The following is a 26,683-nucleotide window of genomic DNA, read 5'->3' as shown; positions in this document are numbered from 1 at the left end:
ATGAATTTGCAAGAAAATAATTCAAATCATGAATTAAAAAGAACGATGAAGTCGAGACATTTATTTATGATCTCTTTAGGTGGGGTAATTGGATCAGGTCTTTTCTTAGGTTCAGGCTACACGATTAGCCAAGCAGGACCAACGGGTGCTATTCTTTCTTATATTGTCGGCGGTTTGATCATGTTTTTAACCATGCTATGTCTCGGTGAATTATCTGTTGCCATGCCGGTATCTGGTTCATTTCAAACGTATACCACGAAATTTATTGGTCCTGGAACTGGATTTGCACTTGGATGGCTTTATTGGTTAGGCTGGTCTGTAACTGTAGCATTGGAGTTATTATCTGCAGGACAGCTCATGCAAAGATGGTTTCCTCACTCCCCTATTTGGATTTGGTGTGCGATTTTTGCTATTGTATTATTCTCACTGAATGCACTCTCAGCACGCGCGTTTGGCGAAACCGAATTTTGGTTTTCAAGTATTAAAATATTTGCTATTATCGCATTTATCGTTCTTGGTGGAGCGGCGATGTTTGGTTTAATTCACTTGAAAGGTGGACAACCAGCACCGTTTTTCTCTAATTTCACTGCACATGGTTTATTACCACATGGTTTTTCTGCCTTAATTATTACAATGATTGCAGTTAACTTTTCGTTTCAGGGCACAGAATTAATCGGGATTGCTGCAGGCGAAAGTGAAGAACCTGAAAAGACCATTCCGAAATCGATTAAACAAACAGTTTGGAGAACGCTATTTTTCTTCGTTTTAGCGATATTTGTATTAGCCAGTTTAATTCCTATGAAACAAGCTGGAGTCGTGGAAAGTCCATTTGTTGTCGTGTTTGATAGTATTGGAATCCCATATGCAGCAGACATTATGAACTTTGTTATTCTGACGGCGTTACTTTCTGTTGCAAACTCAGGACTGTATGCAGCAACACGAATGTTGTATGCCATGTCTAAAGAGAAAATGACTAGTCCTGCACTTGCAAATGTAAATAAACAAGGAGTACCAATCAACGCGCTTGTTTTGACGATCGGGATCGCTTTATTATCCTTACTGTCAGGCTTCTTTGCCGAAGAAACAGTATTTGTTTGGCTGCTTTCCGTCGCAGGATTAGGTGCCCAGGTCGGTTGGATTTCAATCACAGCTTCACAAATTGCCTTCCGTAGAAAATTCATCCGCGAAGGCGGAAATGTAAAGGATCTTAAATTCAAAACGCCACTTTTTCCAGCTCTGCCAATCATTGCCTTAACCTTAAACGTTATTGTATTGGCAAGTTTAGCGTTTGATTCAGAACAGCGTTTGGCTCTGTATCTTGGGGTTCCGTTTGTAGCAGCCTGTTATTTAATTTATCATTTTAGAATTAAAAAGAACCGCCAACAAGATGGTGAAAGTGAACAAGAATTACAACTGCATGAAAATAAAAAAATGATTATTTAGTTTACCATGTTAAAAACACTTGAAATTGAGCTGCACCTGAATTGTTGGACACTAATCTAACAATAAGGGGTGCAGTTTTTTTATGGTTAAATATAATGCTGAGGATAAATTAAAGCAATATTCAAATACTATTTATCGAGGTGATGAAGATGGGAAAATGGAATGAACAGGCGGCACCCAATAATAATTTGCCACCGAAGACAATCAAGCAAGGTGAATTAGTTGGGAACGAAGCAAAACATGAGTTTTCAGAGGAATTATCTGATGGTGGAGAACGTGACCAAAACATTAAGGTTCTGAGAAATAACGGAAGAGTAAAATAGGATTCATTTTAGGTAGTGGTGATTAAAAAATTACCACTATTTTTTTATAAGCTCTTTACAATACAATTCCTTTGTTATAGAATTTCTATGTACCTAATATATCTAGGTAGGTGATTAAATGTTTAACCGCGAATTAGTGAAAGGCAGTACTTCCTTAATCCTGCTTCAATTATTAAACGAACGGGATATGTATGGCTATGAATTAGTAAAAGAGCTTGAACAGCGCAGTGATAATGACTTAAGTGTTAAAGAAGGAACCTTGTATCCGGCACTTCACAAGCTTGAAAAGCAAGAGTACATTGAGTGTTATTGGCGGGAGCAGGAAAAGGGACCAGCACGAAAATATTACAAGATAACCACGGCTGGAAAGGAATTATTAGGTAAAAAAACACGTGAATGGCAGGACTTTGTTAAAGTGATGAACAAAGTGATAGGGAGATCGAAGCATGGAACGGCCGAAGAATAGGTTTCTTGAACAACTGGCAAAAGGGCTGGGAACTCAATTAGATAAAGAGGAGATTCTCCGTGAATATGCGTCACATATCGATGAAATTCTAATGGAATCGGAATGTCAGGATGAGGATACGGTTTTTGACCTGATTGTATCCCGGCTTGGCAGCCCTAAAGAAATTGCACAGGTGTGGAGAGAAGAGTTTTCTGTCACTCCAAGTAATATGAAATGGGTGTTTATCCTCTTAAATGTTCTTTTTTTTGGAGGAGGCAGTTTACTAACCTTGGCTCACAATATCTATCCGTGGGAATGGCTTTCGGTTACATGGAATCACTTAACCTCGATTCCAACCTTAATTGCTGTTTTGTATATGTTTTTTTGGGCCTTATTAGGATATGAAATCGGAAAGGGATTTGGGCATAATGGAAGAGTGCTCCTTAGAAAAACGTTTTTACTATCGCTTATTCCTAATTTGCTATTAATGATCCTAACAGTTTTTCATATTATTCCACATTCTTGGTTCGCCCCGTTATTAACCAAAACATTCATTATAGCTTGTATCATTTTTACCATCATCCTATACCCGGTCAGTTGGATTGGCTATCGATGGGGGAGAAAAGCGTCGATATAAGCAGTTTTTTTTTGCTTAACTACCTAGTAAAACTATATATATAGAATTTCTATACAAAAAGAGGGATGAAGATGGAAATGAAAATTACTAAATCTGATTGGATCTTTTTAGTCTTATGTTTATTGCTTGGAATTTTAGGTGAAGAAGCTTTCTTTCGCAGTGAGATAGGGATCTCCTATTTTGTGTTTATTTCAGTTTTTTACTCGGTGTTTATTTGGCGCTACCGACGCTTTCAATTTTCACATCAACGATTGGGTTATCTAATTCTTTGTTGTATTTGGCTGCTATCAGCCAGTTATTTTTTAAATAATAACGTGCTATTTTATGTTTTAAATATACTGGTGATCCCTGGGTTAGTTATCTTTCATTTAGTGTTAATCACCAGTCCGAATAATTTTCAATGGAATAAACTAACCTTGGTTACTTTTGTATTTACTAAGTTAATCCAAGCACTAAAATATAATGCTAGTTTCGCTGCCTTGTTTGGAAAGGGCTTTAAACAAGGTGTTAATAAGGACAAATTTTTAGTATGGAAAAAAATAATCCTTGGAATAGCGATTTCACTGCCAATCCTCTTTGTCGTATTGAATTTACTAATTTCGGCAGATTCTCAGTTTGAGCAATTAATAGGCGGCATTCCACAATGGTTCCAAGTCATTACTGTTGAACGTGTTATGAGACTAATTGTTATGCTAATCTTAACCGCCGCCTTCTTTGGATTTATGCAAATCCTATATAACAGACATATGAACGTAATCAAACAAAAGTCAAATGAGCAACGGATTCAGATGGATGGAATTATAACAATCACGGTTCTTGTCATCATCAATGCCGTTTATCTTTTGTTTACGGTCGTACAATTCAGGTATTTTTTCAGTGGAACATTACAAGCGGATTTTACCTTTGCTGAATATGCTAGAAAAGGATTTTTCGAGCTCTTATTTGTAACACTCATCAATTTATCGATTACGGTAATCGTGTTAACCTTTGTTAATCGTGCAACAAGTTTCATGCGGAGAGCGACGCAAATCATGCTGACCATCCTCGTCCTTTCGAGCTCTGTAATGCTCAGTTCCGCCTTCCTAAGGTTAAGTATGTATGAAGACGCGTACGGGTTTACGTTCACTAGGGTGCTGGTGCATTCGTTTATGATTTTCCTAGTTGTCATCTTTACGTATACACTAGTGAAGATTTGGGTGGAGAAGCTGTCGTTATTTCACTTTTATTTTATTACTTCATTAATCTACTATACAGCGATTACAGTTATTGACTTGGATAAAATCGTCGTGAAAGAAAATATGAACCGTTACGAGACCAGCGGGAAAATTGATGTTCATTACCTTAATAACTTGTCATATAGAGGGGTTTTAGGCTTAATAGACCTTTATGAAAAAGATAAGAATATACCTGAACTAAAAACAATATTACTAGAGCGAAAAAAGGAAGCACTTGCTGAAAGCTTGCCGTGGCAATCGTATAATCTAAAACGAGAGCAGGCATTCTCTGAACTTAAGAAGTTGGATATAAGCTAGTAAATAGAAGACGATTCGGAAAAAAGCCCGAATCGTTTTTTATTACTAATAGGGAAGGATGAGGATTCTAAGCTTCAATCCCATCCCTCTAATAAATTTGAGTTTGTTCAAAAACTATAGCTTGGGTAAATTAGTAGTTAGAATTAAAAAGGCGGGATCAATTGATCCCGCCTCCATATCAGTCACCATTAAACATATCAAAAATTCCTCTTGCGATACTGCCTTCGTCTTTTGCCCCGCCACGTGAAGGTGCTGCAGCAAAAACACGGCTTGCCAGACGGCTAAATGGCAAGGATTGAATCCAAACGGAACCGGGACCGCGGAGTGTGGCAAAAAACAAGCCTTCTCCGCCAAACAAGGCTGTTTTAACTCCTTTTACAAATTCGATATCATAATTTACACTACTTGTCATCGCCACTAAACAGCCTGTATCCACGCGCAGTGACTGGCCTGGCAAAAGGTCTTTTTTTATAATCGTTCCACCTGCATGAACAAAAGCGAGCCCATCACCTTCTAACTTTTGCATAATAAATCCTTCGCCGCCAAAGAAGCCGGCGCCAATTTTTCGTTGGAATTCAATCCCGACCTGAACCCCTTTAGCCGCAGCAAGAAAGGCGTCCTTTTGGCAGATAATTTTTCCTCCCAATTGGCTTAAGTCCATCGGAATAATCTTACCAGGGTAAGGAGAAGCAAACGACACCCGTTTTTTGCCGATGCCGTTATTGGTAAAGGCAGTCATAAACAAGCTTTCACCGGTAAGTACCCGTTTACCAGCGCCGAACAGCTTACCCATAAGTCCGCTTCCGGCACTAGTGCCGCTGCCATCACCAAAAATAGTCTCCATATGTATGTCATCTTCCATCATCATAAAGCTTCCTGCTTCAGCAACAACTGTCTCTTGTGGATCGAGCTCTACTTCAACAAACTGCATGTCGTCACCATAGATTTTATAATCAATTTCGTGGTTATTCATACTTTTCCCTCCACTCTTTATAATGGCAAATCTATATATATTATAAAAAATTTAGGAAAAAAGTGCCAATTTTAACATAATAAAAATAAAAAGACCCTGTTTACACAGACGTCTTTCAATATTGTCGAGAAATGGTCATTTTCATGGCATTTTTTATTTTGTCCGAATCTAAACTTCCAATCTTTATTAATTGATGGTACCTGCTAATAGGCCTGTTGATTTCCGCTCCGGGCACTCGCTTTCCGCGGGGAGGTCCGGGAGCCTCCTCGGCGCTTTGGCGCCTGCGGGGTCTCCCGTGACCTCTATATCCCGCTGGAGTCGAGTGCCCTCCGCTCCAATCAACAGGGAGTTAAATTAATCTAAAGTATTGCAACATACTATTTCTATCCCTACTAAATCTTCTGGTATAAGTTCTTCAATAGACACATATTCACTTTGGCTAAACTCATTTGGCTTAAACATTAGAACATTCATGAAAGGAATAAAATAAAAGGCTATCGAAAGTTTTTCGACAGCATAAAAAGACGCCTGTTTACACAGACGTCTTTTGCGTATTGAGGCGAAAAACCACACTCCACATAGTGTGCTCCAAAAAGGAATGTTTCTCGACTTACACAACTCAGCTCATCGCTTTGCTATTGTAACATGCCCTTGTGAATCAAACAAGTAGTTTTTATTAAATATAAATTTTCTTTTTTTAAAACAAAATACTTGCTATCTTAGTTAAATTACCATATATTCAAATAATCAGATATACAAAAATAAGAAGATGAGAAGGGTATATATATGTTTATTGACAAAAGATTCCATAATTATTCCTTAAGGAGTGTGCCAAAGGATCTCCTTTCAGGATTGATTGTCGGGGTAATCGCAATTCCACTTGGGATGGCTTTTGCTATGGCTTCAGGAGTGAAGCCAGAATATGGAATCTATACGACAATTGTTGCAGGGATTCTTATCTCCTTATTTGGCGGATCGAAGTATCAAATAGGAGGACCAACTGGAGCGTTTATTCCCATTTTATTTGGTATTGTGATGACATACGGCTATGATAATCTCCTCATCGCAGGATTTATGGCCGGTATTATTCTGCTATTAATGGGAGTATTTAAACTTGGATCACTAATTAAATATATTCCTAGACCAGTAACCATTGGGTTTACAACAGGGATAGCAGTGACTATATTTTTTGGGCAGGTTGCTAGTTTCTTAGGTTTAGTGGGAATAAAGAAACACGAGGAATTTATTAAAAATGTCCAAGAAATTTTTGTTCATTTAGATACAATAAATATTTTCAGTATTCTAACGGCAGCCATTTGTTTAGTAACCGTCATTATAACGCCAAAGGTTGCACCAAAAGTTCCAGGCCCGCTGATTGGCTTAGTGGTTTCCTCGGTCATCGCAACCATATTTTACCCAAGTCAAATTGCGACGATTGGAACCGCTTATGGTCAAATCCCAAGCACACTGCCGGAACTTCATATTCCGAACATGAATTTAGAAATGATTATCAGGCTATTAAAACCTGCATTCATTATTGCAATGTTAGGCGGTATTGAATCATTGTTATCGGCAGTGGTGGCTGATGGAATGACCAATAGCAGGCACAACAGCAATAAAGAATTAATCGGACAAGGAATTGCCAATATGATTACGCCGTTATTTGGCGGAATTCCAGCAACAGGTGCGATTGCTCGAACTGCGACAAATATTAAAAATGGAGCGATTTCGCCGTTTTCTGGCATTATCCATGGGTTTGTTGTCTTGCTAGTCCTGCTATTTTTTGCACCATATGCATCGTATATTCCATTAGCAAGTATGGCGCCAATCTTGATGGTCGTCGCTTGGAATATGAGTGAAAGAAAAGTATTTTCACATATTTTAAAAACAAAATCCACGGATTCGCTTGTCTTAACGGTTACGTTTTTATTAACCGTTTTTGTAAATTTGACTATGGCTGTTGAGGTTGGCTTAGTGATGTCTGCCATTCTTTTTGCAAAAAGAATGAGTGATGTAATGGTTACGGCTAAAGCTTTGCCAAACCGAAAACATAAACACGAAAAGGTAGAGACAGGAATTGTCTCTGATACAAATGACTGTCCACAAATTAGTATATTTAATGTGGAGGGTCCGTTATTTTTCGGTGCCGCTGAAACATTTGAAAAAACGATCATGAGCACAATAAATTATCGACCTAAAATCCTATTGTTGCGAATGAGTAAAGTGCCATTAATGGATACAACCGGAGAAGCAACGTTATCAAGTATTGTTCGTCATTTTTCTAAAAATGGTATAATTATGATATCGGGTTTAAATCAGCAGCCGGTAAATGTCTTGAAAAAGACTGGATTATATCAAATAATCGGCGAGGAACATTTTTTTGAACATACGGGTGAAGCCATCCAATATGCACTTGAGCATATTAACAAAAATAAGTGCCTAGGCTGTAAGCATTACGCATTTAGAGAATGCAAAAAGCTATCAGCTGCGGAGGCAGTAGAAGGAAGCAGAGCAAAACTTACGGCTACTTTCTAAAAGGCTGTGTTAAAGGTCTTTGTTGATTTTGTAGCTATGTTGATTGGAGCGGAAGGCGCGAGACTCCTGCGGGAGTACGGGGCTGGGGAGACCCCTCAGGCGCTTAAGCGCCGAGGAGGCTCCCCGGACCGCCCGCGGAAAGCGAAGAGCCTGAAGTGGAAATCAACAGCCAAGTTTAACACAGCCTTCTAAAAAAGCATAGGAGTGGACAATTTGAATCTTGAAATGCAACAATTTAAGGCGGAATTTTTCAAAGCATTAGCACATCCCTTGAGAATCCGCATTTTAGAACTTCTTGCCGAAGGGGATAAGAATGTAAATGAAATTCAAACCCTTGTTGGCAGTGAAGGCTCGGCAGTTTCACAGCAGTTAACTATTCTAAGAGCGAAGAATATTGTGTCTGGAACGAAAGAGGGCAACAAAGTTATCTACACTTTAAAGGACCCGATGATCATCGAATTGTTAGCCGTTGCAAGGCAAATATTTAACAATCATCTCGTGGATACGATCACAATACTAGACAAGTTTAAAGAAGATGAGGAAGAGCCAGCAATACCGAAGAATTAATTTTCTTCGGTATTTTTTTTCTTATGTTTCAGTGAAAAGGTTTTAAAGCTGTTTGCGGATTTCCCATCTCTAACCTATATAGGTTTGGAATTACTTGTGAAGGACATCATTAAAGGAATTAAGTGTTGCAAAGTTTGAGTTTAATAATCTTTCCATTTGAATGGAATGGTCCCTATTGAAGAGATGTCGATTTGACTCGAAATTTCCGAAGAAAATAAGGGGGGAATGTAGAAGTATGTAGGTTTATCTTGCTCTGTCCTTTATTGACATTTAAGCTATTAGAATGCTAAAATTTAATCAGCCGTTGCACGAGATTAGATTTATATTACAAGCTTGTTCAAAGTTTTAACCGATGTTTGGATGAGGAAATGAAGGTAAAGCTATCACGTTGTAATTTGGTGAATTTACACATGGCTTAAGTGTATAAGCCAATAGGAGGATTTTTTTTCATGAAAAACGGTAAAGTAAAATGGTTTAACTCAGAAAAAGGTTTTGGATTCATCGAAGCTGAAGACGGTAACGACGTATTCGTTCATTATTCTGCAATCCAAACAGAAGGTTTCAAAACTTTAGAAGAAGGTCAAGAAGTATCTTTCGAAGTAGTTGAAGGAGCTCGTGGACCACAAGCTGCTAACGTAACTAAAAAATAATATTGTAATCTATTATAACAGCCCGGACTAGGTTCCGGGCTGTTTTTTGCATTTTTATAGATTCCCTTCAAATAACCTCTAGTATAAAATACCCATTGTTCCAGTAATCTGCTAGCATTTCCAAGCTCATATCTGAAAGTATTTTGTTATAATAGTAGTATTGGAAAAGATGCAGATTAAAAAATTGGGGTGAGCAGATGAAATTTATCCATACAGCTGATTGGCATTTAGGAAAATTAGTCCATGGGGTCTATATGACAGAGAATCAACGCGAAGTACTAGAGCAATTTGTGGCCATTGTTGCTGAAGAAAAGCCCGATGCCGTTGTCATCGCAGGAGACTTATATGATCGCTCGGTACCGCCAACCGATGCCGTGGAATTACTTGATGAAATGCTTTTTATAATAAATGTCGAATTGAAAACACCGGTTGTCGCCATTGCAGGGAACCACGATAGTGCAGAGAGACTTTCCTTTGGCAGTTCATGGTATAAGCACAGCCAATTTTATCTTTCTGGAAAATTATCAACAAGCTTCACTCCTGTGCAAATAAACGGAGTAAACTTCTATCTTGTTCCTTATGCAGAGCCAGGGATGGTCCGTCAACTTCTCCAGGATGATTCGATCCATACCCATCAAGAAGCGATGAAAGCACTGATTGGAAAAATGGAGGAACACCTTAACCCAAACGAGCCCAATGTTTTGGTTGGACATGCCTTTGTTTTAGGTGGACAAACCTCGGATTCTGAACGAGTCTTATCCGTAGGCGGCTCAGGTTGTGTTGGAGCCGAATTGTTCGAACCGTTTTCCTATACCGCACTGGGTCACTTACACAGTCCAGAGGCAATTAACCATCACAAAGTTAAATATTCTGGTTCCCTCTTAAAATATTCCTTCTCGGAAGCAAAACAAAGAAAGTCGATCTCCATTATTGAAATGGATGAAAAAGGTAACTTTACACAACGTTATCGATCGCTCAAACCTAAACATGATATGCGTGAAATAGAAGGACATCTTGAAGAATTACTTGATCCTTATTTTTATGAAAAAGAAACCGTCCATGATTATTTGAAAATCACTCTCCTTGATGAAGGTGCTTTAATCGATCCGATTAATAAGTTACGTCAAGTGTATCCGAACGTCCTCCATCTTGAAAGAAAACTGGATATTACCGATTTAAAGAAGAAACAATCTTTCACTTCTATTCGAAGTGAAAAAAAGTCGGAACTTGAGTTGTTTGAACAATTTTACTCAGAGATGACAACCTCTGAATTTTCGCTGGATAAAAAAGAGGCAATGACTGATGTAATTGAAAAAGTGCTTAGGGAAGAGGGATTGAAATGAAACCTTTAAAACTGACGATGCAAGCTTTCGGCCCTTATGCAGGAAATGAAGTAATCGACTTTACCGCCCTGGGCAATCGTACGATGTTTGTCATTTCTGGTAAAACCGGTTCCGGGAAAACAACCATTTTTGATGCAATTAGTTATGCGATTTATGGAAAAGCGAGTGGAGAAGACCGTAATGGTCCCGAACTTCGCAGCCAGTTTGCGAAGGATGAGGTATTAACCGAAGTTTCACTTGATTTTTCCCTTCGTAACAAAGCGTATTCGATTACAAGGTCACCTCAGCAGTTGAAGAAGAAAGAAAAAGGTGATGGCTATACACAAATAGGTGCCAAAGCTGAGTTATATATGTGGACAGAAAATGGCGAGAAGAAGCTGCTGGCTTCTAAAATCAATGATGTTGAGGAAAAGATTAAGGAAATTATGCTTATTGATGCGAATCAATTCCGGCAAATATTAATGATTCCGCAGGGCGAATTCCGTAAACTCCTTACCTCAGATAGTAAGGATAAAGAAGTGATCCTGCAGCGCCTGTTCCATACCCAGTTATATAAAATGGTAGAAGATAAGTTAAAGGAAGAAGCAACGGAGTTAAAAAGGACTGTTGAAGACCAGATACAATCAAGAAATGAAGCAATTCGACGCATTCATTCGGTAACAAATGAAGAGATTCGTGGGTATCTGGATGTGGATTCTGTAAATGACACGATCATTATGCCGCTTTTACAAGCAGAAATTTCCGGCATGGGTGTAGCGTTGGAACAACTGAACCACCAATTAAAAGGAAAGGTACAGGAACAGGACAAACTTAAGGGGCAGCTTTTTGAAGCAGAAGCGATCTTAAAACAACTGCAAATGAAAGAGGAATTAAAGGGGCAAAAGGACAGCATAGTTTCTCAAGAAGAAGTATTTATTGAAAAAGAAAAGCAGGTTCAACTTGCACAAAAGGCTGCCCTTTTAGCAAAGCAGGAGGAGCTGTGCCACCGTTTAAAACGCGAAGTTGATCAACTTGAGGGAAATTTGAAGTCGATTCAGATGGAAATGGAAAAATTGGATGGACTTTTAAAACAGCATGAGCAACAGCTGCAACGGGAGCTTGGACGAGAGGGTGAGCGCCAGACGGCCCTTGATGAGCTGAATCGATTAGTAAATATGAAAGAGGATGTCTATTCGTTTGCCGCATTGCTTAAAGAAACGCAAAACAAGGATACTGAACTAAAAACTGCGAAAGAAAAGCATATGCAGTCCGAACAACTTCTTGAACAACTAGTAGGACAAATAGGATTCCTTAATCGGCAGAAAGAAGAAATTGAAAAAGGAAAGCTGACTTATTTAGAAAATGAAGGAAGAATTGAAAAAATAAAGGCTGAACTTGACCGTTATGAAAAATATGACACTCTGCTCGGAAAACATCAAGAGGCTGAACAAAATCTAAAGGCGATCACCGCCCGTTATGAAAATACGACGGCTAGATTTGCTGATGCCAGAGCAATGGTTGAAAATTTAGAGGGAAAATGGATGCACGGGCAGGCAGCGATATTAGCAGCAGGGCTTCAATCAGGTCAAGGCTGTCCTGTTTGCGGTTCAGAGCATCATCCATCACCTGCCATCCAACACGATGACAGTATTCCTACTGAAGAGGAAATGAAGGCGGCTAAGGCTCAATCTGCCAAATGGGAAAAAGAAAAGTCAGCAGATGAAGCTGCTTTTTACCAAAGTCAGTCAGCTGAGGCAGCACAAAGGGCAGCTGTAACTGAAATATTGCAAGAATTACGTACGTATCGGCCAGATTTTACAGAATCTGATTTACCTCATGCAAAAATTGAGGCTGACACCGCAAGGAACCAGCTTGTTCAGATTCAAGGAAATCTTGCTGAACAGATTAAACAGCTTGATAAGGTTAGGTTGGAAATAGAAAAAAGAGAAATTGAAAAAATTAATGTACAAAACACCATCCATCAGGTTTCCACTCAAATGAATGAGTTAACGGTGCAATTCACTGAAAAGAAGACCAATCTTTCACGGATGATGAAAGTCATTCCCGAAAATCTTCGCTCGGAAGCGGAATACGAAAAGGCTGTCTCTGTCTCCCGGAACCGCCAAGAAATACTAATTAAGCAGCTCGAAGAAGCACAGCAGCGCTTCCAGGCAGTGAAAGAAAAACTTTCCAATGAAGCGGCAAGATTACTAGATGCAGAGAAACACCATGCAAGTAAACACAAAGAGCTCGAAACGGAAAGGGAAATCTTTATTAACAAACTTTCAGAGCAGGGCTTTGAAAAATACGGTATGTATGCTGCTTCCAAACGGACAGAAGGAGAGATTCGCAGCCTTGAAGCAGAAATCCGCAGCTACCGTGAAGAAGTACGCTCGGTTTCTGACCGTTTGAAAGAACTTACTGAACTGTTAATCGACGTGAAAACACCTGATGTTGAGGGATTAAAGCAAGAGTTAGTGAAAATTACTTGCGAAATCGAGGCACTTAATCATCAAAGCACAAATTTATTTGTAAAAAAACGGGACAACGAAGAAATTTACAGCCGGGTGGAAAGCTTGAATGAACAGATGAAAGTTCTGGAAGAACGGTACAAGTTAATTGGCCATCTTTATGAAATTGCTAAGGGTCAAAATAACTTCCGAATTACCTTTGAACGGTATGTGCTGGCGGCTTTTCTTGATGATATTTTAAGAGAAGCCAACGGTCGCTTACGAAAAATGACCTCTGGCCGTTTTCAATTGCTGAGAAAAACCGATCGATCCAAAGGTAATACGCAAAGCGGTTTGGAATTGCTCGTGTTTGACCAGTATACGGGCCAGGAACGGCATGTCAAAACATTATCGGGTGGGGAAAGCTTTAAAGCTTCTTTATCTCTGGCACTAGGTCTGGCAGATGTAGTTCAAAATTATGCCGGCGGGGTATCGCTAGAAACGATGTTCATCGATGAAGGCTTTGGTACGCTGGATCCTGAGTCCCTGGATCAGGCAATTGAAGCATTAATGGATATTCAGAGCAGCGGCCGCTTGGTTGGAATTATCTCGCACGTTCCAGAACTAAAAGAACGAATTGATGTCAGACTAGAGGTCATGGCAGACCAGACGGGCAGCAGGACGGAATTTATGTTTACCAATTAATGCATTGGTAGCCTTCCATGGCCAAGCTGAAAGCAGTGTGATTTTAATGGCTTGAAATCACACTGCTTTTTGTGTTTTTCTAAGAACTTTAAAAATATCCATTACTCATAAAGGCTTAAAATTAGGAAACCGTTCTTGAGCTTCAGCAAGTGTTGAAAAGCTAGTTAATTCTGCTAAGGAACCAATTTTATCCCAAACGGCCATGACAGCAGCCGATTGGTGTGCTTTTTCAATTGCCTCCGTTGACACCCATTCAGCGATCTCGATAATCGTCCCATCCTCTGCTTGAAGAGTTAGTAAATCCCTGTTAGTAATTAAATTTTCTTCTCTTAATGTTGGGATATGTACTTTAAGAACTTCTTTCAATTCCTCTGCATTTCCTGGTTTTGGACGATAAAGTGCCATAAAAACTAATGATGACATATTTTCACCTCCTTTAATAAAATTCTCATCTTAATTATGATAATTCTTTAGCAATTGCACGTCCAGCCTGTCTTCCTGTAAACAAACAGCCGCCGACGAATGTTCCTTCCAACGAGCGATAGCCGTGAATTCCACCTCCGCCAAACCCTGAAACCTCTCCAGCTGCGTATAGTCCTGGAACAGGAATTCCTGATGCATCGAGGACTCTGCCTGATAAATCAGTCTGTAGTCCGCCCAGCGTTTTTCGACTGACAATATTTAAACGAACCGCGATTAATGGGCCCATCTTTGGATCGAGAATTCTATGTGGGGATGCGACTCTTATCAGTTTGTCACCAAGATAATTTCGGGCTCCCCGCATAGCGGTAATTTGCAGATCCTTTGTAAATTTATTTTCTATCTCCCGGTCTCGAGCTAGAACCTGCCTTTCAATTTCGGTAAAATTTAGTAAGTTATCACCTGTAAGTTGATTCATTCCATCAACAAGTTCTGTAAGGGTATTCGCAATAACAAAATCCTCGCCCTTATCCATGAAGGCTTTTACTGGTGCAGTGGGCCCGGGAAGAATACGGGCTAATACTTTTTTTATACTTTTTCCTGTCAAATCAGGATTTTGTTCAGACCCTGATAAGGCAAACTCTTTTTCTATAATCTTCTGAGTTAAAATGAACCATGAGTAGTCGTAGCCGGACTTCATAATCGCTTCAAGGGTTCCCAAGGTATCAAATCCGGGAAAGTTTGGCGCAGGAAAACGCTTACCTTTTGCATCGAGCCAAAGCGAGGATGGACCAGGGAGGATACGGATACCATGCATCGGCCAAACGGGGTCCCAGTTCTTAATACCTTCGGTGTAGTGCCACATCCGGTCGCGATTGACGATACGTCCGCCGACTTTCTCCGTTATTCCAAGCATTCTACCGTCCACATGTTCCGGTACTCCGGAAATCATATTTTTAGGCGCATCGCCGAGCCGCTCAGGCCAATTTTTCCTAATAAGCTCATGGTTTCCACCAATACCGCCGCTTGTCACCACTACTACGGATGAATGAAACTCAAAATCTCCAATCACCTCACGGGAACTTGCTTCACCGCGTGATGCGGAACTTGGTACAAGTATGTCTCCCCCGACACCTTTTACGGCACCATTTTCCTTTATTAATTCATTCACTCGATGGCGAGGGCGATAATCGACAAGACCTTTCGCCATTGCCTGTCTGACTCTAGCCTCAAATGGCTTAACCAGGCCGGGACCGGTTCCCCATACAATATGAAAGCGGGGCACTGAATTTCCATGGCCTTCAGCAGTATATCCGCCACGCTCTGCCCAGCCGACAACAGGGAAAAAACGAACGCCCATCCCTGATAGCCATTCACGTTTTTCACCTGCGGCGAAATCAACATAGGCTTCTGCCCACTTTTTCCCCCAATAATCCTCATCCTCCTCTCTATCAAACCCTGCCGCTCCTAACCAGTCCTGCCAGGCAAGCTCCCGCGAATCCCGGATACCCATTCTTCTCTGTTCGGGAGAATCGATGAGAAACAAACCTCCAAATGACCACCAAGCCTGTCCACCGATAGACACTTCGGGTTCTTGGTCTAATAGCAGCACTTTTGTTCCAGCTTCAGCCAGTTCAGCCGTAGCCACTAATCCAGCTAAACCTGCACCAACCACGATCACGTCAAATTTCAAATGAATCCCCCCGGTTAATAAAAGGTACTTATCTATTGTGTTGTTTTATTTTCTGAAAAATCAATATAATTCAGTATAACATAACTAACATAGGATTTTGGAGGTAGAATCCATTGACGAATTGAAAAATCAAAAGAAGAGGATGAGAAAATGATTCATCTGGCTCATCCTCTTCTTATCATTATTAATGACGTATCTTTCATTTTTTGGATTTTGCCTTTTCAATTTTTACTCCATAACTAATACTTTTAATGTGGGACATAGAAAGGCGCACTATTTCCCCATTATTGACCAAAAAAACAAAATCTTTATTTACCTCACAGAGTACTCCCTCTAACTTCTCAGGACCGCCACGATTAATTTGTATCCATTTTAATTTCAATGTGTCAAGAAGGTCTTGGAAATTAGCAGCTTTTTTAAACTTGAAATCTTTTGGAACTTTAATATTGAATTCCATCTGCTCCTTCATATTATCTGTAAAACTTTTAATATGAGATGTTTTGTAGTAAACGACCCCATCTTCTTCCGTGAGAAGGACGATAAGATTGTCACTTACATCCAGTAACATCCCAATTCTGGATTCTGGTCCACCTCGATCAATTCTGATTACTTTACCTATAAAACATTTCATGATGTCTTTATTCATAAAAAATTTTCCCCCTTAAAATAATTAATTATATTTATACTGCATCTATATGTATCATGGAATGATGTTGTCCTAATAAATTAGCCTGTTTATTTATAACTTAAGAGAAAAAATTGGTAATTAAAATGATCCCTTTTTAAACGAAAAAAACGACGTGTGCAAATGCACACGTCAATATATTTTATTGTTTAACAGCTATGGGATCTAACGTCACTATTAATCCATAAATTAGCCCAAAAACGTCTGTACGACCAGCCAAATATTTAATCCCATAATGATAATCGCAAAAAGAGCGGAAGCGATGGTTGTGATTCGTTTATTCGTTAACACGCCCATGAACTCTTTTTTTTGCGTAAAGTAGATTAAAGCAATTATCGGAAATGGTAACACAATGCTTAGAACGACTTGGCTGATAACAAGTGTTCGCGTCGGGTCGACCCCCATGGCAACAATGATGACTGTTGGGAGCATAGTTACTAGACGGCGGACCCAAATTGGAATGGTAAAGCCTACAAATCCCTGCATGATAACTTGGCCGGCCATTGTACCGACTACAGAACTTGATAGTCCTGAGGCGAGTAAGGAAATCAAAAATACACTAGCTGCTGCAGAGCCGAGGAGCGGTGTTAGCGTATGGTAGGCTGATTGGATGTCGGCAATCTGACTGTTTCCAGTAGTATTAAAAACAGACGCGGCCATGTACATCATTGATAAATTGATAAAGCCGGCTAAAGTCATCGCAATAAATATTTCTTTCGTGCTAAATTTTTGAATTTTGATTCTTTCTTTATCATTTCGAGGAACGATTCGTCCTTGTGTTAAGCTTGAATGTAAATAAATGGCATGCGGCATAACTGTGGCACCGATTACACCAACTGCTAGCATCAGGCTCTCGCTATTGCCAAGCCAGGGTACAACACTGTGATAGGCTATTTGAGCGAGATTTGGTTTGGAAAATATGGTTTCGACTAAATAACATAAACCAATCAGCACGGCAAATGCTGCAATAAACTTTTCAAGCGGACGAAATCCATATTTCTCTAACATTAAAATAAGGTAAGTGACGACCCCAATTATGATCGTTCCAAACAGCATTGGTATGCCCGCGAGTAAATTTAATGCAAGTGTCGCGCCTAAAAACTCGGCAAGGTCGGTCGCCATTGCTGCTAACTCAGAAACAATCCACATAATAATGGTAAGCCATTTGGGCATATTCTCTCGGCACAATTCAGGAAGACTTTTGCCTGTGGCAATGCCAAGTTTTGCAGACATGTTCTGTAAAAGCATGGCCATTAGATTAGCTAATACGATGACCCAAAGCATTTTATAACCAAAACGGGCACCACTTTGGATGTTAGTTGCAAAATTACCAGGATCTATATATGCAATGGAAGCAATGAAGGCCGGTCCTAGAAACGGTAGTAATGCCCGTATACCTTTTACTTTCCCATTTATGGCATCTCTAGCGGCAGAAACAGTTCGGTGTTCCGCTGCTTGAGCCTTGTCTACTGCAAGTAAATTTGAGTGGCTCATAAGATATCACCTTTTCTTTCATTTTTCATAAGTACAATATTTGTTCTCTAATGAATAAAAGTTGCCTCTGTGCAAAACTATATTTTTATTATACAAAATTTCGGGAAAGTTGTGTAGCTTTTGCTAAAGAAAGTTTTAATTAGGTTTAATCATTATTAATAGTGTTTTATGGGTTCTTAGTATTAAATGAACGGGTGAAATAACAAAAACCAGATGAATTTCTGGTTTTTGTTATTTCAGTGAGTTTTTTTAAAGGAAACTCCTAAATTCCTTCAAATTTTTTGATTGAAAGATAAGAGTAGATGTCGCAAAATCTACTCTTGAACAATAGAGCTATAAAGGCTAGAGTAGAATGGAAGAACGATAAAGTAGGTGGCAAAATTGGAAAAAAGATATTTTACGATTGGTATGGCAGGGCATATAGATCATGGGAAAACGTCGTTAACGAAAGCGTTAACTAATGTAGATACAGATCGTTTAAAAGAAGAAAAGGAACGTCAAATTTCAATTGAACTCGGATTTGCGCCTTTATATGAAGATAATGAAATTCAAATTTCTGTAATAGATGTTCCAGGACATGAACGGTTTATCAGGCAGATGATAGCTGGTGTAGCTGGGATAGATCTAGTAGTACTTGTCGTTGCAGCAGACGAAGGTGTTATGCCGCAAACGAGGGAGCACTTGGATATCTTGAAATTTTTAGGAGTTAAAAATGGTTTGATCGCTATTTCAAAAATAGACCGGGTAGAAGAAGAATTTATCGAGCTAGTGAAAGATGATATTTTGGAGGAACTTTCTGGGACCGTCTTTGAGGCTGCGCCGTTTGTTTTAGTAGACAGTCTTGCCAAAAAAGGGATTGAAGAAATTAAAGAATTAATCATCAAAATGTTAAAAGAACAAGAAATGCGAGATGCAAAAGGGGCCTTCCGTCTGCCGATTGATCAAGTATTCACGGTTAAGGGTCAGGGGACTGTGGTTCGAGGTACTGTTTATGAAGGAACGATCGAAGAAGGACAAACACTTAAGATTATGCCAAAAGGTATTGAGGTAAGAGCGCGGCAGATTCAAGTACATCATAATCCGGCCGAGAAGGCCTATGCTGGACAACGGACGGCGATTAACCTTTCAAGTGTTTCAAAGGAAGAGGTAGAACGGGGAGATGTGCTTGTATCGTCTGAACATTTCCTTGTTACGAAGACTTTGGATGTTGCTATTCGTGTGGTTGAGGACCTAGAGCATATGGTTAAACAGCGGATGCCAATTAAGCTTCATCTTGGAACAGCTGAGGTAATGGGGCGGATTGTCTTTTTTGACCGCAATGAAATCAAGGAAGAAAATGGTGAAGTCCTCTGCCAACTGAGGCTTGAGGGTGAAATTCTTACAAAACGAGGTGACCGCTTTATTCTACGCAGGCCAAGCCCGCAAGAGACGATAGGCGGGGGTTGGGTGATTGACCCACGCGGAGATAAATACCGGTTCGGCAATCAAACCATTGATGATCTTGAAAAGAAAAAAGTCGGCACACCGAAGGAGCGAATTACTGCTGCTTTAATGGAAGCGAAAAGTTTGCCCCTACATGAGTTGATCAAACGAACTTCCCTAGATGAAGCTACCTTAATTGAGCACTTATCGGAAGCAGAATTTGTTTTATATGATGGAAAAGAATATACACTCCAGCAGTTGATCGATTCGATAGAGGAAGATATCTTTGATAGATTGCAGGATTATCATCAACTTCATTCGATGAAGATAGGGATCAATAAAGCAGAGCTATTGCAAACGATGCAAAAAAGATTTCCTAAATCACTGCTAGATTATGTGGTGGAAAATGGAATGACAAATCACATTTTTAACAGAAAAGGACAGTTTGTTTCGTTGGCAAGTTTTGTACCACATGTACCAAAAAACTGGGCGAAGCGGACTGAAAATCTAATTAATGGATTGCAGAGGGACGGATTAAAGGTTCGTAACCTAAAGGAATATTTTGCTGATGCCGGTATTCCTGACAATCTTGAATCTGATTTACGACGCTTTCTTGAAGAGGAAGAACTTCTTATCCAGTTGGATGTACAGTTTGCCTATCATGGGGAAATATTTAAACAAGCCGTGGAGAAACTGCGCAGCCATACAGGTTCTGAATTTGAGGTCGGGGATGCAAAAGATGTTCTTGAACTGTCACGAAAATACATGATTCCGTTTTTAGAAAAATTAGATGCATTAGGACTTACAAAGCGAGTGGAAAATAAGCGGGTTTGGAAAAAATAGCCAAATAGCCTCGATCCTTGGATAGGAAAGAGGCTTTTTTCTTTTTAAGATAGAAACTCTGTAGGGTTTAGGCCGAGTTCAAGACAGATATCGCTAACCATTTGTTTTTCATTGTTGTCAAAATTTCCATCTGCATAGCCAATGGCGATGCAATAACGAGCGACAAGACGAGCAATTTCTCGCTTGGTTCTGATTTTTCCAAGGGCACGAAATGCCTCGGCACGACCAAGCATCCGATCATTTTCTATTCTAGAAACAAACATATTGAATTTTTGGAGGACCTTATTTGTATCAAACACTCGTAATTCTTCACTTTGATGGACGAACTCAGTCATTTTCTGGCGTTCAGAAGCATCCAAGTATCCGTCTGCCATCGCCACTAATGCACAGGCTGCGACTACTGCCTCGAGTACATCCTGGCTTTTATATCGATTAAATAGTTCTTGTGCTTTTTTCTTTTGATTGTTTGCCCACTCCGCATAATCTGTTTGCGAAGGGGACCAGTTGTTGCCACAGCTATTACATGAGAACTTTAGTTGATTTTTTCCAATAAAACCACCTAGTAAACCAACAGGACCAAGGATTAACCCGCCTATTGCTGCTTTACCAAGACCGAACCCTTTCTTTCCTGTCCGAACATTTGAGGAATGGCAGCGTGGACAAATGATATCATCTCCACCATACGATTGGTGAGAATTTGTTGAAGCAGGATAGGACTGTGTCGGATATCCGTAGGCAGGCTGCTGCTGATAAGATGATTCTGGCTGAAGATGAATGGGCTGCTGCTGATACGAATTTGAGCTTGATTGGTTTTGATGATATGAATTACTTTGTTGATAAGAATTAGGATTTGTTTGGCTTGGTTGATATGGATTACTCTGTTGATACGAATTAGTGCTTGATGGGTAACTTGTTGGCTGAGAAGGCGGCGTTGTTTGCACACTTGCAGGTGGGTCGTCAACGGTAATACCAAAGTTACCACATAAAGCAGCTAATCCCCCTTGAAAGCCACTGGCAATTGCATTAAACTTCCATTCACCGTTATGACGGTAGAGCTCCGCTGCCACAATTGCTGTTTCAACCGTGAAATCCCGTCCAAGGTTAAATCTCAATAATTCTTCATTTGTTTGCTCATTAAATATACGCACATAAGAATCAGAAATTTGTCCGAAATTTTGCCGTTTCGCTTGCGCATCATGGATCGTAATTGTAAAAGCAATCCGATGAATTTGGGAAGGAACCTTGTTTAAATCAATCCTGATCTGCTCATCATCCCGGGCTCCTGCACCAGTTCGATTGTCACCGCTATAGATAATGGAACCATTTCCACCTGACGGATTATTATAAAATACAAAATCCTGGTCACTGTTCACTTTCCCAGTTTGGCCTAATAAAAATGCAGAAGCATCTAAATCAAAATTGGACCCTGGCTGACTAATGTTCCAACCCAAGCCGACAACGACGTTTTGCAGTCCAGGGTGAGATTTTGTTAAATCTACTTTTTGCCCCTTGCTAAGTGTAACACCCACTTTTTTCACTCCTCTTGATTATTTTCATATGTACATTATAAATGTATTTTAAAAAAAGGGAAAAATTTCATGACAGATAAGTTTCTTCATTGTTTATACCACACTTTATGTACGTGACAAGAGTGAAAAAGTTTCAAAAATATATAAAGCTATAAAAAAGCACGCTGATCCATTTGATCAGCATGCATTAATTAGTTTATATGATTTGCACTATCATTATTTTTTCTAAATGGCCACCAATTGGCCTCGCCGAATGTTTTTACCATAACAGGTACAAACAGTGGGAGCACAACAAGTGAGTATAAGGCTAAGCCGATTAATAGGATCGTTGCAATTTCAAGCAAGGACAATACCCCTGATGGCATCATTGCTGCAAACGTTCCGCCCAAGATGATCGCTGCTGAAATAATAACTGTACCCATTTTTTTCATCGAAATCAGGATTGCTTTTTCAACCGGCATGTTTCGGTATTCGTTGAACCGGTCCATTAAGAAAATACTGTAGTCAATTCCTAAAGCTACTAAAATAACAAAGGCAAAGAAGGGAACTGCCCAACTAATACCTGAATATCCTAATAGATTCACAAAGATCTTTTCCGAAATAGCCATCGAAGTATAGTAGGTTAGGACTAATGAGCCAATCAGATAAAGGGGCATAATTAGTGAACGCAGTAGGATGATTAAGATAATACTTATCCCGACAAGCATTAATACGACGGTTCTTGAATAATCCGCTTTTGAAATAGTATCAAGATCGTTATGCATACTCGATACACCGCCAACAGCCACTTTAGCATTTTCCAGTTTAGTGTCCTTAATAACACGTTTGACTGCTTGCTTAATTTCAGGAACGCGATTAATCGCTACATTAGAATATGGATTTTTATTAAAGATCACATCAATCGTCATTACTTTTCTGTCGTTTGACATGTAAGCATTCAGTGCTTGCTCGAAATCTTTGCTGTCAAGGACGTCCTGAGGAATATAAAATCCGGTCTGCTTCTGTTTGGATACCTCGGAAAGATAATTTTGAGCAGAATTAAGGCCATCCGAAACTTTATTCAATCCGTCAGAACTTTTCGTTAACCCATCAGAAAGCTGAGTGATCTGTCCACCCATGTCTTGGTAGCCAGTAAGGAGCTGCATCTGCCCATCATTTATTCCAGAGAGTCCATCTGTTAATTGCGGAAGTCCATCAATGACTTTTCCTTGCCCTAGGGCCATTTTATCTAATCCTGTTTCAAGGTCGGAAATTCCTTTTAACAGTCCTTCCATACCGGTAATTAGGGCTTTCTGGCCATCTGTTATTTCTGCAAATTTACTATTAGCAAACTGAATTCCTGTTTGTACCCCATTTAAGCCAGTATTTAATTGCTGCAATCCTCCCGCTAATTCTTTCGTTGCCGTTTGGGAGCGCTGAACAGTCATTTTGATAGCTTGATAGTTTTGATTTTCTCTAATGTCACTATATTGTTTTTCAAGATTAGTAAAATATTGATTTGTAGCAGTTAGGGTTTTGTTCAATGTCTCCAACCTTGTCGCTACATCTTCGTATTGACCTTGAAGAGTAGCTAATCCAGACCTTGCTCTTTGGTAGCCGGCAAGCAATTGTTTACTACCAGCCAAAACCTCCGCAGATTTTGTCTTTATCTGAACCAAACCTTCTTTAATCTGTGTTGAACCAGCGGAACCAGCTTTCAGACCCTTCTCAATTTCAGTAAGTCCGCCTTGAATGTCTCCCATTCCTGTTTTTAATTTATTTGTTCCATTTATTAATTCACTGATGCCAGCTGTGGCTTCCTGCATTTTAGGCTGATTAGCCGCCATCTGGCTTCCTGCTTCCTTCAAGCCATCACTAATTTTTTTAATCCCATCATTGCCCTGACCAAGTCCATCACCAAGATTAGCCACCTGTTTGGAAAGATATAAATCATCAATCGGCTCACCGGTTGGCCGAGTCACAGAACGAACGGTATCAACATCATTTACCTTTTCTAGCTCTTGACTCATTTTTTCCGTAATCGCAATATAATCAGAAGTTTTCATTTGATCATCGTTTTTAATGACAATTTGGGTTGGCATGGATTCACCAGGACCAAATGATTCAGAAATGATATTGAATCCTTTTATGGAAGGAAAATCATCGCTGATTTCTTCAAGTGAATTAAATGATAATTGATCCTTATACGTAAATAAGAAAGGTACAAAATAGTTCCAACGATTATAAAAGCAATCAACGGACGTGCCAGCGCAAATTTCCCGGCCAAGCCCCAAAATTTACTTTCACTGTGTTCAAGTTTTTCTTTAGATGGCCAAAAAAGTTTTTTGCCAAGCACAGCCATGAAAAAGGGAACAACAGTTACAAGTGCGATTAGAAGAATCGCCACACCTACCGCAACAGCTGCTGCTGACTGATAAAGCTTGAAGGTGGAAAAGCCAATCGAAGCAAAACCAATCATTACAGCGACTCCGCTAAAGAAAACTGTTTTTCCGGCTGTCCGATAGGTTTCCACAATGGATTCTGTAACACTATCATTCTTTGCCATTTCCTCTTTAAAACGACTAAGCAGCAAAATACAATAGTCCGTTCCAATTCCGAAGAGGACCGCAACTAAGAAAATCTGAGTAAAAGTGGATAGAGGGAAGTTAACCTTATCCACTAATAGGGAAACTATGGATTGGGCCGTAAGATAACTGAAACCAACTGTTACTAACGGAATAATTGGTGCAATCGCCGACCTAAATACTAGAAGGAGGACAATTAGAATGAAACCAACGGTTATTCCTTCTGTTTTCTTCAAACCTTCCTGGGAATTGGTGACCAAGTCATCACTGATTACCCAGTTTCCCGTATAATAATGGTCCAACTTTACTTGATCAATCGCTTGATACAATTCATCCGAAATTTCCTTTGCTTCCCGATCATTCACATTCACTTTAAGAGAAACAAGAATGGTTTTTCCATCCTTTGAAACAAGCTGATCTTTCAATTGTGCTTGATCAAAATGGGTTAAAATTTCGGAAATCCCAAGTTTCGCCTTGTTCTTTTCAAGTTCATGAACAGCTTTTTCTGCTGTTGTAAAATCTGCTTTTGTTAACTTTTTATCACTGTGAAATACAAGGGCTGTTTGTAGATGACTTCCGCTGTTTTCACTTGACTGCACATCTAAGAGAATTTTTTCTGCGATGGTTGAGGAATATCCTTCTGGTACGGTAATCTGTCCTTTCTCCCGTACAAGTGCTTCCATATTCGGTGCTACCATGAAAAGTGCGGTAATAACAACGATCCAAGTTGCTAATATGAACCATTTTGCTTTTAATATAGCTCTCACTTGTTTATTCCTCCAGTTCTTCCTGTTTCTTGTTGATTAAGATTTGAGCCAATTTCTCGTAAGTATGGATAAAAGCTGTAATTTCGGTCTCTTCAAATTGAGTAATAATGGATTCAACAAGAAGCTGAACTTTTTCTTGGCAGTTTTCGTAAAGAGCATTTCCTTCCTTTGTTAACGTTAAGTAAACAACTCTGCGGTCATTTTCATCGCGCGTTCTTTGAATCAATCCTCTGTCTGCCATTCGATTGATGATTGCCGTGATGGCACTTTTATTTACCTCAAAAGCATCGGCCAATTCCGTGGAAGTGCATTCCTTCGACTGATGAATATATCTTAATATGTAATGTTGATCGTTGGTTAAGTCGTCACCAATTTGGCCTTTGATTAAATACTCCGCTTTTTTGTGTACTTGAAATGAAACAGACACATAGCGGTCAATTAATTCCTGGATGATGTATTTATCCATACTGTTTTCACCTCGTCAGATTTGAAATTAGTTAAACTGTTTAACTATTCACCTGTTAAACTATATTACATACAAAAATAACTGTCAATCAAAAAAAGCTTGACACTACCCGTTCAAATTTATGTTTTCCTCAAAACTTACTATCTTTTAAGGAAAAGTTAAGAAATAAACATAATAATGGGTGTAGATTAGATTATTTGGCTTCCTGGGGGGAATTCAGGACGGAAAAGGAGCAAGTTTAGATGAAAAAATGGATAATTATGGTAGGTTGTGTACTCGTTGTTGGTTTCGTTGGTTATCGATGGGATTCATTAAAGTTAGGTACACAAACGGTGTCAGCGCAAATCAGAACAGCAGTTGTTCAAAAAGGGACGTTAAACGTCAACATTAGTGGTTCGGGGACAGTTCAAGCGGTAACGAGTGAAGATATTAAAACAACGTTTAATAATAATGAAGTTGATGAAGTACTTGCAGCTGTGGGGGAGAATGTAACCGAAGGAGATGAGTTAATTACTTTTTCAGATGGAAGTGACCCTATAACAGCGCCCGCCACTGGGGTTATTACGACAATCGCAGTTTCCGCAGGAGAGCCAGTAACAAATGGACAAGTTGTTGCCCATGTCACAAACTATAAGCAATTACAAACCGTGGTTCAAATTGATGAGCTTGATATATCCAAAATTAAAAAGAATCAGCCAGTTGACCTAACCATTAATGCGTTTCCTGATCAAGTATTTACTGGTAAAGTATCTGCAATTTCTGAAGACGGAGTATCATCAAACGGAGTCTCTACTTTTGATGTTACCATTTCTATTAATAAACCAGATCAACTTAAAGTCGGGATGAGTGCGGAAGCAAGAATCTTAACAGAAAGTAAAGTTAATGCCCTTTATGTTCCACTTGATGCTGTATACACATCAAACAATAAGAAATATGTCATAGTCAATTCGAAGAGCACAGATAGTAACACCTCAGGAACGGAGAAAAATACAGTTCAAACAGGCATCGCAAATGAAGATTATGTGGAAATAACAAAAGGAGTATCGGGAGGAGAAACAGTAAAATTACCTCAATTAGCAAAAGCGAGCTCGTCAAATAATTCAAGTAGTAATTCCCAAAGCAGTGTTTTTGGTGGAATCGGAAACGTGGGCGGAATGAACCGGAACTTTGGAGGTCAAGGGCAATTTGGCGGTAGAGGTGGAAACTAACAGGAGGTAA

General features: G+C 39.5%; 19 protein-coding genes and 1 pseudogene. 12 read left to right on the top strand and 8 right to left on the bottom strand.

The window, feature by feature from the left end; genetic code table 11:
• The 5 genes from QF028_RS16045 to QF028_RS16025 all read left to right on the top strand — a co-directional run bounded on the left by QF028_RS16045 (position 1) and on the right by QF028_RS16025 (position 4,380).
• The gene (locus QF028_RS16045) at positions 1-1,443 is read left to right on the top strand and encodes an amino acid permease (RefSeq protein ID WP_429466861.1); all 1,443 of its coding nucleotides are present in this window, start codon (positions 1-3) and stop codon (positions 1,441-1,443) included.
• Between the two features lie 149 nt (positions 1,444-1,592).
• Positions 1,593-1,766 carry a hypothetical protein gene (locus tag QF028_RS16040; RefSeq protein ID WP_410883237.1) on the top strand — a complete coding sequence of 58 codons (174 nt, stop codon included), beginning with the start codon at positions 1,593-1,595 and terminating at the stop codon, positions 1,764-1,766.
• Between the two features lie 118 nt (positions 1,767-1,884).
• Positions 1,885-2,232 (top strand): PadR family transcriptional regulator, encoded by a 348-nt coding sequence (locus QF028_RS16035; RefSeq protein ID WP_429466859.1) that lies wholly within the window; start codon positions 1,885-1,887, stop codon positions 2,230-2,232.
• Positions 2,213-2,848, top strand: coding sequence for an HAAS signaling domain-containing protein (locus tag QF028_RS16030; RefSeq protein ID WP_214712893.1), 636 nt, complete (start codon positions 2,213-2,215; stop codon positions 2,846-2,848). Before QF028_RS16035 ends, QF028_RS16030 begins: the two co-directional genes overlap by 20 nt.
• A 71-nt stretch (positions 2,849-2,919) precedes the next feature.
• Positions 2,920-4,380, top strand: coding sequence for a DUF4153 domain-containing protein (locus tag QF028_RS16025; protein ID WP_429466857.1), 1,461 nt, complete (start codon positions 2,920-2,922; stop codon positions 4,378-4,380).
• Between the two features lie 178 nt (positions 4,381-4,558).
• Here the strand turns inward: QF028_RS16025 and QF028_RS16020 are convergent, their stop codons facing one another.
• Positions 4,559-5,353: a TIGR00266 family protein gene (locus tag QF028_RS16020; RefSeq protein ID WP_215012927.1), complete on the bottom strand. Its 795-nt coding sequence runs from the start codon at positions 5,351-5,353 to the stop codon at positions 4,559-4,561.
• A gap of 786 nt (positions 5,354-6,139) precedes the next feature.
• On the opposite strand from QF028_RS16020, the gene QF028_RS16015 reads away from it, so the two are divergent.
• The 5 genes from QF028_RS16015 to QF028_RS15995 all read left to right on the top strand — a co-directional run bounded on the left by QF028_RS16015 (position 6,140) and on the right by QF028_RS15995 (position 13,582).
• On the top strand, positions 6,140-7,888 hold the full coding sequence (locus QF028_RS16015) for a SulP family inorganic anion transporter (protein ID WP_429466854.1): 1,749 nt from the start codon (positions 6,140-6,142) through the stop codon (positions 7,886-7,888).
• Between the two features lie 213 nt (positions 7,889-8,101).
• Positions 8,102-8,455 carry an ArsR/SmtB family transcription factor gene (locus tag QF028_RS16010; protein WP_088086799.1) on the top strand — a complete coding sequence of 118 codons (354 nt, stop codon included), beginning with the start codon at positions 8,102-8,104 and terminating at the stop codon, positions 8,453-8,455.
• Between the two features lie 449 nt (positions 8,456-8,904).
• Positions 8,905-9,105: a cold-shock protein gene (locus QF028_RS16005; protein WP_007083969.1), complete on the top strand. Its 201-nt coding sequence runs from the start codon at positions 8,905-8,907 to the stop codon at positions 9,103-9,105.
• Positions 9,106-9,302: 197 nt separating this feature from the next.
• On the top strand, positions 9,303-10,448 hold the full coding sequence (locus tag QF028_RS16000) for an exonuclease SbcCD subunit D (RefSeq protein ID WP_429466851.1): 1,146 nt from the start codon (positions 9,303-9,305) through the stop codon (positions 10,446-10,448).
• Positions 10,445-13,582 carry an AAA family ATPase gene (locus tag QF028_RS15995; RefSeq protein ID WP_429466849.1) on the top strand — a complete coding sequence of 1,046 codons (3,138 nt, stop codon included), beginning with the start codon at positions 10,445-10,447 and terminating at the stop codon, positions 13,580-13,582. The genes QF028_RS16000 and QF028_RS15995 overlap by 4 nt, the downstream gene beginning before the upstream one ends.
• A gap of 105 nt (positions 13,583-13,687) precedes the next feature.
• Here the strand turns inward: QF028_RS15995 and QF028_RS15990 are convergent, their stop codons facing one another.
• The 4 genes from QF028_RS15990 to QF028_RS15975 all read right to left on the bottom strand — a co-directional run bounded on the left by QF028_RS15990 (position 13,688) and on the right by QF028_RS15975 (position 17,874).
• On the bottom strand, positions 13,688-14,005 hold the full coding sequence (locus tag QF028_RS15990; RefSeq protein WP_429466847.1) for a putative quinol monooxygenase: 318 nt from the start codon (positions 14,003-14,005) through the stop codon (positions 13,688-13,690).
• A gap of 34 nt (positions 14,006-14,039) precedes the next feature.
• Positions 14,040-15,695: an FAD-binding dehydrogenase gene (locus QF028_RS15985; RefSeq protein WP_429466845.1), complete on the bottom strand. Its 1,656-nt coding sequence runs from the start codon at positions 15,693-15,695 to the stop codon at positions 14,040-14,042.
• Between the two features lie 199 nt (positions 15,696-15,894).
• Positions 15,895-16,341, bottom strand: coding sequence for a hypothetical protein (locus tag QF028_RS15980; RefSeq protein WP_429466843.1), 447 nt, complete (start codon positions 16,339-16,341; stop codon positions 15,895-15,897).
• 228 nt (positions 16,342-16,569) lie between these two features.
• A complete protein-coding gene (locus tag QF028_RS15975; protein ID WP_215003285.1) occupies positions 16,570-17,874 on the bottom strand; it encodes an Nramp family divalent metal transporter in 1,305 nt (434 codons plus the stop codon).
• Between the two features lie 381 nt (positions 17,875-18,255).
• Here QF028_RS15975 and selB point away from each other — a divergent pair, with 381 nt between their 5' ends.
• A complete protein-coding gene (gene selB, locus QF028_RS15970; protein WP_429466841.1) occupies positions 18,256-20,139 on the top strand; it encodes a selenocysteine-specific translation elongation factor in 1,884 nt (627 codons plus the stop codon).
• 44 nt (positions 20,140-20,183) lie between these two features.
• On the opposite strand, the gene QF028_RS15965 is transcribed toward selB, so the two are convergent.
• The 3 genes and pseudogenes from QF028_RS15965 to QF028_RS15955 form a co-directional block, all read right to left on the bottom strand.
• Complete coding sequence (locus QF028_RS15965) at positions 20,184-21,668, bottom strand: TerD family protein (RefSeq protein WP_429466839.1); 1,485 nt, start codon at positions 21,666-21,668, stop codon at positions 20,184-20,186.
• Positions 21,669-21,859: 191 nt separating this feature from the next.
• A pseudogene (locus QF028_RS15960) lies at positions 21,860-24,999 on the bottom strand (MMPL family transporter).
• A gap of 4 nt (positions 25,000-25,003) precedes the next feature.
• A complete protein-coding gene (locus tag QF028_RS15955) occupies positions 25,004-25,465 on the bottom strand; it encodes a MarR family winged helix-turn-helix transcriptional regulator (protein ID WP_410883210.1) in 462 nt (153 codons plus the stop codon).
• Between the two features lie 242 nt (positions 25,466-25,707).
• Between QF028_RS15955 and QF028_RS15950 the strand changes: the two genes are divergently transcribed.
• Complete coding sequence (locus QF028_RS15950; RefSeq protein WP_429466836.1) at positions 25,708-26,673, top strand: efflux RND transporter periplasmic adaptor subunit; 966 nt, start codon at positions 25,708-25,710, stop codon at positions 26,671-26,673.
• The last annotated feature ends 10 nt before the right edge of the window (positions 26,674-26,683 follow it).

The organism is Neobacillus sp. B4I6 (genome assembly GCF_050434045.1).
Lineage (GTDB): Bacteria > Bacillota > Bacilli > Bacillales > Cytobacillaceae > Neobacillus.
The sequence above is the reverse complement of the archived record's forward strand: the minus strand, read 5'-3'. Positions and strand labels throughout refer to the sequence as shown.